This is a genomic window from Methanoregula sp. (assembly GCF_035543475.1).
Classification (GTDB): Archaea; Halobacteriota; Methanomicrobia; order Methanomicrobiales; family Methanospirillaceae; genus Methanoregula.
Genome location: NZ_DATKKA010000019.1, coordinates 124358 through 130458, shown reverse-complemented (window position 1 = coordinate 130458; position 6101 = coordinate 124358). Strand labels below are relative to the sequence as shown.

The following is a 6101-nucleotide window of genomic DNA, read 5'->3' as shown; positions in this document are numbered from 1 at the left end:
AATGGGCCTGATGCGATTCGAACGCATGACCGCCCGGTTATGAGCCGGGCGCTCTAACCGGACTGAGCTACAGGCCCATGAGCGCCGCCAACAGGACTCGAACCTGTGACATGCTGGTTAACAGCCAGCCACTCTACCAACTGAGTTATGGCGGCAACAGTTTCCTGCGCCTTAATAGATTCTTTGTGAGTCTTTTTAAAGGTAACGAAGGGGAGAAATGACAGGCCGGGTCCGCAGACCCGCAGGGCAGGACCTTGCGAAAACTCCCAATCCGCGGAGGAATTGCCACTCAGGGTCGTTTCATGGCATTCACAAGACTGACGATATCGTCCAGATCTTCATTGAGATGCGCAAAAAGTTCCCGGGTCTGGCTGGTAGCCACCGCCCCTTCCGGGGATGCGCGGATGTACCCCAGCTGTTCGAGCACGTGAAGGGAATAGCGGATACGGTGCGAAGGGAGATCAAGGATCTCGGAGAGCTTCATGATACCGATCGGCTGGTGCTCTGCCACGGTCCGGGCCACTTCGATGTGCCGGCTCAGGAGTTCTATTTCCTCCTTCATCTTCTTGAGCATGTCATCTCCGCGGAATCGCTCCGGTGCTCCCAGTAGTAATCCTTTACCTCAATGCTCATCAAGCCATGCCTTGGTCAAACGGTAGCTGCTCCTGAAGTTCCAGGAAAGGACAAGGGCAACAAGGAGCATAACGGCACACACAGGAATACGGAAGGGTGACGGGACAAGGAACCAGGCGAGTACCGCGAGCGCCACGAGGAGGATGATAGCATTAAGCTGGACTGCCAGCCGGTAGAATTTCCACTTGAACTGTTCTTTTGCAGTTTCGTCCATCACTCGTACCTTGAATGCGGGAATAAAAGTACTTGACGTTTCAGTGCATACACGTATGGCAATGGATCCACTGGACGCTGCCATGAAGACGTGCGGGGCGGATGCCTTTGTGCACTATGCCACAGGAGAGGATGCGGATATGCGATACCTCACCCGGTTCGTGATGCATGATTCCTTTGTCTTCTTCAAACGGCGCAGGCAGCGGGGTACTATCATTGTCCCCCAGATGGAAGCCGAGCGGGCATCCCGGGAATCTACGACCGCGGTTATGACGCGCACGCAGGCAGGGCTTCCCGATATCCTCAAAAAAGAAAAGGACCCGTGGAAGGCGATCGCCCTGATGATCTCCGGCCAGGCCGGAAAGACCGTCCTTGTATCTCCTGCATTTCCCGCAGTACTCCTGAGGGCGCTCGAAGAGCATACGCAGGTGATCGTAGATGATGGCACCATGGAAAAAGTGCGGGCAAAAAAGAGCCCGGCAGAGATCCGGCTCATGCAGGATGTGCAGAGAAAGACCGAACGCGCGATGGCCCTGGGGATCTCGCTCATCCGGCATGCGACCGTAAGAAAGGGAGTCCTGTACCATGACGGGACACCACTCACCTCGGAACGCGTGCGGATCGCTATGCATAAGCAGCTGATGGATGACGGATGCCGTGCCGTAGAGACCATCATCTCGTGCGGGGAGGATACCGCATATCCCCACATTATCGGGAGCGGCCCCTTAAAGCCGCATGAACCTATCGTGATCGATACATTCCCACGGGACGAAACCACGGGCTATTACGCGGACATGACCCGGACGGTCTCGAAAGGTGAGCCGGACGCCCGGATAACGGAGATGTACGAAGCGGTCCGGGAGGCCCAGCAGGTTGGTGTCGCCCGGATAAGAGCCGGCGTTTCCGGGGCAGATCCCTATACTGCCGTTGTAGACTATTTCAAAGACCGGGGATACGAGAGTGATACCCGGGGGTTCATCCACAATCTCGGGCACGGCGTCGGGCTCCAGGTTCACGAGCTTCCCACGATCGGACCTTCGGGTGTGGCGCTCGGGGCCGGATCTGTTGTCACGGTCGAGCCCGGGCTCTATTATCCCGGGATTGGAGGTGTCCGCCTCGAGGATATAGGTGTGGTACGGGCGCGGCAATTCGTCGATTTCACCCGTTTTGAGGAGACGCTGATCGTATGACAAAAATGAACGATGACATACTGGATACGTATATTTCCGCAGGGAAACTTGCCTCTGTGATACTCAGGGAAAGCGCACAGGATATCCGGGCAGGCCGCTCCTTTCTGGAGCTGGTCGAATCCGTGGAGGCTCGTGTCCGGGAGAATGGTGCCGATCTGGCCTTTCCCCTCAACGTCTCCTTAAACGAAGATGCGGCGCATGACACGGCATCACCGGGCGACGAGCGGGTCTTTGCCAGAGGGGACGTGATTAAGCTCGATCTCGGGGTACAGATCGATGGTTACATCGCAGACACCGCCACAACGGTCGACCTCGGGAACAATGCGCTTCTCCTTGATGCGTCCCGCGAGGCTCTCGAAGCGGCGATCCGCATCGTGAAGCCGGGAGTTACCGCAGGAGAGATCGGGGCCGTTGTGGAAAAAGAGATTACGAGCCGCGGGTACCGGCCCATCGCCAACCTTACCGGCCATGGCCTTGGCCAATATGTCCAGCACCGGGACCCGACGATCCCCAACGTTGCCATCAACGGCGGGTCGGTGCTTGAAGAGGGCACGGCCTTTGCCATAGAACCATTCGCCACAACCGGGAGCGGCAGGGTCGGTGAGAAGTCCCGGGTGGAGATCTACTCCCAGATCGCAGAAAAACCGGTCCGGATACCATCTGCCCGGGCCGTCATGGAGCAGGTGAAAAACCGCCACGGGCTTCCCTTCTCGCGCCGCTGGCTCAAGGACAAAAAGATGGAGTTTGCCCTCCCCGGCCTTGCACGCTCCCAGATTCTCCATGGATACCCGGTCCTTGCCGATGTCCCGGGTTCGCTTGTTTCCCAGCACGAACACACCATAATCGTAACGGCCGACGGGTGCATCGTCACCACCAGGTGATGGGATAGGTATAAGGATTCAGGCGTTAAATAATAAAGGTTACAGCCATGTCCGGAGATTTGGATAGCCTGCGCATCATGGAAGTCCTGCTGACAGCAGAAATTTTCAACCAGAACCCGACACTCGATCTCAACGACCTGACACCAGCCTGCCGGGAGATCTTCTGCTCCGGTGACACCAAGACCATCAAAAGGCCGGTCTACGTCAGTGACGGGCTGATCAAACGTGCGCTCAGTATCGCAGATGCACACGACAAGATCGCAAAGAACCCGTTCGTGTCCTACGAGGAGTTTGGGCAACGCCTGAAGATCACTACCCTCCGGCCGGCTGCGGAATGGTTCCTCTCCCAGGGAGGAAAAGAGCTTGTCTGCCAGAACCCGGCACTCGCCTTTTTCTTCGAGTCGTTCGATGGCACGGGTGTCTCGTACCATGACGTGCGCCGGGCAAACCCGCCCTACGAAGATACGCGGGCAAACCTCGATGCCCGGATCTCCAAGCTGATTGGCGAGGACGAAAAATTCCGTGGAGCGCTTGACCTGGTGATCGTGAACGCCCCGGAAGAAGTGGAACAGCGGATGGACGACCTTGTCTGCTCACCGGAACAGACCGCCATTATTAACAAGATCCACCATGCGCTGCACCACCGGGACTTCCTCAACCGCCACCGGATTTATGAGGTGGGAAAACTCCTCTTCGTCGGGCCGCCCGGGACCGGGAAGACTTCGCTTGCCCTTGCCATGTCCCATTCCATGCACATGCCGGTCCTCGAGGTCAGGCTTTCGATGATCACCTCCCAGTACCTGGGAGAGACCTCCAAGAATATTGACAAGATCTTCGAGCTTGCCAAAAAATTGTCCCCCTCCATCCTCTTCATCGACGAATTCGATTTTGTGGCAAAGAGTCGTGTCGCCGATGACCACGGTGCGATGAAAAGAGCGGTCAACGCACTCCTGAAAAATATCGACCGCATCAGCTTAGTCAGGAATGGCGTTCTCCTGATCGGGGCGACCAACCACCCGCAGCTGCTGGATGAAGCGGCATGGCGCCGGTTCGATGAAGTGGTGGAATTTTCCGTACCTAATGAGGAGATGCGCAGGGAGATTATCAAAAGTGTCACATCGTCCATGTCATGCTCCTGCGATTACCAGGAGATGGCGGCTCTCACCGATGGGTTCACAGGGGCGGACATCCGGATGATGATAAAGGAGGCGCTGCTCTCGGCGCTCATGGACAAGCGGGAGACCATCGAGACCAGGGACCTTGAGACAGGGATACGGATGGTCAGGAACCGGGACGCAATCCGGAACCTGAACTGGATGTAATATGAAAGTCCTCCTGCTGGGTACCGGGGACGCAATCGGGACGCCCAAGATCGGTTGCGATTGCCCCCAGTGCCAGCATGCACACGAAACCGGTACCGGCAGGTTGCGGACATCCCTGCTTATTGAAGAAGGCGGCCGCCATATTCTCGTTGACACCTCTCCCGATCTCCGGCAGCAGCTCCTCCGGTCCGGATCTCCCCCTATCGATGCTGTTCTCTGGACCCACGGGCATTACGATCATTTCATGGGTTTTGGCGAGTTCTACCGGGTCCAGAAGTGCCCGCCGGTCTATGCCGCAGAACCGGTGCTTCGGTACTGCGGTGAAACCTTCCGGTTCCTTGAGTTCGAACGCCACCCGGTGGAACCGTACGTTCCCTTCGATCTCTTCGGAATCAGAATCACACCCTTTCTCGTAAGGCACCCGCCGGCCTACACCTGCGGATTTGTCTTCGAGGCACACGGGGCCCGGGTGGGATATACGTCGGATACCAACCGCGAGATCCCTGAAAAGAGCCTTGCACTCCTCAAAAACCTCGACCTGCTCCTCCTTGATGCCCTTGTCCCCTCCCACACCAGGATTGCCAAGCACATGAACTATCTCGATGCCTGTACGCTCGCCGAAAGCCTCCACCCCAGGGAATTCCGCTGCATCCATGTCAGCCACGTGATGCCGTGGGAGTACCCCCACCTCGCGCAGGATGGGGACGTCTTCGAGTATTCATAAATAAAGAGAAAAGGGGTTCTTCAGCCACCCCTGTCGCCCTCACCCATACCTTAATAGTTCACAGGTTCCCAAACATAGGTGCATGATTGTAAAAGTACTTGAACTCGAAAAAGATAAGGCACGACTCGTCATCCAGGGGGAGGGTCATACCTTCATGAACGCCCTTGTCGAGGAGATCCTGACCGACCCGGACGTCGATGTCGCAAAATATACCATCGAGTTCCAGTTCTCCGATCCCGAACTGCTGGTCACTACCAAGAGCGCGAAGAAGAACCCCCTGACGATCATCAAGAAGGCCTGCAAACGGCTCTCCGGCAACTGCGACGAGCTCCTCAAGGATCTCTCAAAGAAGAAGTAGACCGTTTACAAGACCTGTTTTCCATACTTTTTTTAAAAACGTATCCGCCACAAAGCGGCCCTGTCCACAGTGTTGTGGTTCTCATCAGTTTAAAAAAAAGTTTATACCGGGCGGAAACTGCAACGAGACCCGGTTTCGTGGAATTCGGACTTATTCCGCCTTCTCGGTGAAGACGATCGATCCGGATATTCTCGAGATCTTGATCTTCACGCTCTGGCCGGGCTTTGCGTTCGAGACATACATGATGTAGCGGCCCATCTTCACCACGCCGTCCCCGCGCTTGGAGAGCGACTGGATCTCGACATCCATGACCTGGCCTTCTTCGAGATTTTCAGAGACCGGCTCGGTTCTTGCCTTGCGCTTCCGGACCGGGCGGTGGCCGCCGCAGGCATCACAGCGGAGGAGGAGAACCCGGTCATCCTTGACCAGGCGCGTGTCGGGCTTCCCGCACTCGGAACAGATCACGTAGTCGTCCACGTAACCCTTGATGATCATCCGGATCTGGGATATCTCGAATTTCCCGTTGAAGATTGCCCGGTTGCCGTCGATTTTGCCGGAGGTCCCCAGCTCCCCCAGGAGGTATTTCATCAGGTGATCCTTATCGCGACGGACTTTGTCGGCGATCTCGGCAAAATTTTCAAGAATGGTGGTTTTACCCTCGACGTATGCTTTTGCCTCGGGGACAACAAAACGTTCCGAGGACGCGCTTTTTTCAGAGATATGGGAATAGGCCTTTTTCAAGAGATTATCGTAAGAGTCCGTCATACCAGTATAATCTAA

The 6101-nt window shown here is 56.3% G+C and carries 8 protein-coding genes and 2 tRNA genes; 5 read left to right on the top strand and 5 right to left on the bottom strand.

Annotated elements, in window-relative coordinates:
- Nucleotides 1-2 precede the first annotated feature (2 nt).
- The 4 genes from VMS83_RS06840 to VMS83_RS06825 all read right to left on the bottom strand — a co-directional run bounded on the left by VMS83_RS06840 (nt 3) and on the right by VMS83_RS06825 (nt 847).
- Nucleotides 3-77, bottom strand: a tRNA-Ile gene (locus VMS83_RS06840).
- Between the two features lie 5 nt (nt 78-82).
- Nucleotides 83-155, bottom strand: a tRNA-Asn gene (locus tag VMS83_RS06835).
- A 134-nt stretch (nt 156-289) separates the two neighbouring features.
- Nucleotides 290-574, bottom strand: a complete 285-nt coding sequence (locus VMS83_RS06830) for a hypothetical protein (protein WP_325411158.1) — start codon at nt 572-574, stop codon at nt 290-292.
- A 48-nt stretch (nt 575-622) separates the two neighbouring features.
- Entirely contained in the window at nt 623-847 is a 225-nt protein-coding gene (locus tag VMS83_RS06825; RefSeq protein WP_325411156.1) for a hypothetical protein, read from the bottom strand.
- 61 nt (nt 848-908) lie between these two features.
- Between VMS83_RS06825 and VMS83_RS06820 the strand changes: the two genes are divergently transcribed.
- The 5 genes from VMS83_RS06820 to VMS83_RS06800 all read left to right on the top strand — a co-directional run bounded on the left by VMS83_RS06820 (nt 909) and on the right by VMS83_RS06800 (nt 5321).
- Nucleotides 909-2036 (top strand): Xaa-Pro peptidase family protein, encoded by a 1128-nt coding sequence (locus tag VMS83_RS06820; RefSeq protein WP_325411154.1) that lies wholly within the window; start codon nt 909-911, stop codon nt 2034-2036.
- 5 nt (nt 2037-2041) lie between these two features.
- Nucleotides 2042-2917, top strand: a complete 876-nt coding sequence (gene map, locus VMS83_RS06815; RefSeq protein WP_325411164.1) for a type II methionyl aminopeptidase — start codon at nt 2042-2044, stop codon at nt 2915-2917.
- Nucleotides 2918-2964: 47 nt separating this feature from the next.
- Nucleotides 2965-4239 (top strand): ATP-binding protein, encoded by a 1275-nt coding sequence (locus VMS83_RS06810; protein ID WP_325411152.1) that lies wholly within the window; start codon nt 2965-2967, stop codon nt 4237-4239.
- Nucleotide 4240: 1 nt separating this feature from the next.
- On the top strand, nt 4241-4963 hold the full coding sequence (locus VMS83_RS06805) for an MBL fold metallo-hydrolase (RefSeq protein ID WP_325411150.1): 723 nt from the start codon (nt 4241-4243) through the stop codon (nt 4961-4963).
- Nucleotides 4964-5045: 82 nt separating this feature from the next.
- A complete protein-coding gene (locus tag VMS83_RS06800) occupies nt 5046-5321 on the top strand; it encodes a DNA-directed RNA polymerase subunit L (protein ID WP_325411148.1) in 276 nt (91 codons plus the stop codon).
- A 150-nt stretch (nt 5322-5471) separates the two neighbouring features.
- Here VMS83_RS06800 and VMS83_RS06795 read toward each other — a convergent pair whose 3' ends face one another.
- Nucleotides 5472-6086, bottom strand: a complete 615-nt coding sequence (locus VMS83_RS06795; RefSeq protein ID WP_325411146.1) for a translation initiation factor IF-2 subunit beta — start codon at nt 6084-6086, stop codon at nt 5472-5474.
- Nucleotides 6087-6101 lie beyond the last annotated feature (15 nt).

Bases quoted from the DNA above. Each gene is read 5' to 3' on its own strand.
- VMS83_RS06830 (WP_325411158.1), bottom strand. From the start codon at position 574: ATGCTCAAGAAGATGAAGGAGGAAATAGAACTCCTGAGCCGGCACATC.
- VMS83_RS06825 (WP_325411156.1), bottom strand. From the start codon at position 847: ATGGACGAAACTGCAAAAGAACAGTTCAAGTGGAAATTCTACCGGCTG.
- VMS83_RS06820 (WP_325411154.1), top strand. From the start codon at position 909: ATGGATCCACTGGACGCTGCCATGAAGACGTGCGGGGCGGATGCCTTT.
- map (WP_325411164.1), top strand. From the start codon at position 2,042: ATGAACGATGACATACTGGATACGTATATTTCCGCAGGGAAACTTGCC.
- VMS83_RS06810 (WP_325411152.1), top strand. From the start codon at position 2,965: ATGTCCGGAGATTTGGATAGCCTGCGCATCATGGAAGTCCTGCTGACA.
- VMS83_RS06805 (WP_325411150.1), top strand. From the start codon at position 4,241: ATGAAAGTCCTCCTGCTGGGTACCGGGGACGCAATCGGGACGCCCAAG.
- VMS83_RS06800 (WP_325411148.1), top strand. From the start codon at position 5,046: ATGATTGTAAAAGTACTTGAACTCGAAAAAGATAAGGCACGACTCGTC.
- VMS83_RS06795 (WP_325411146.1), bottom strand. From the start codon at position 6,086: ATGACGGACTCTTACGATAATCTCTTGAAAAAGGCCTATTCCCATATC.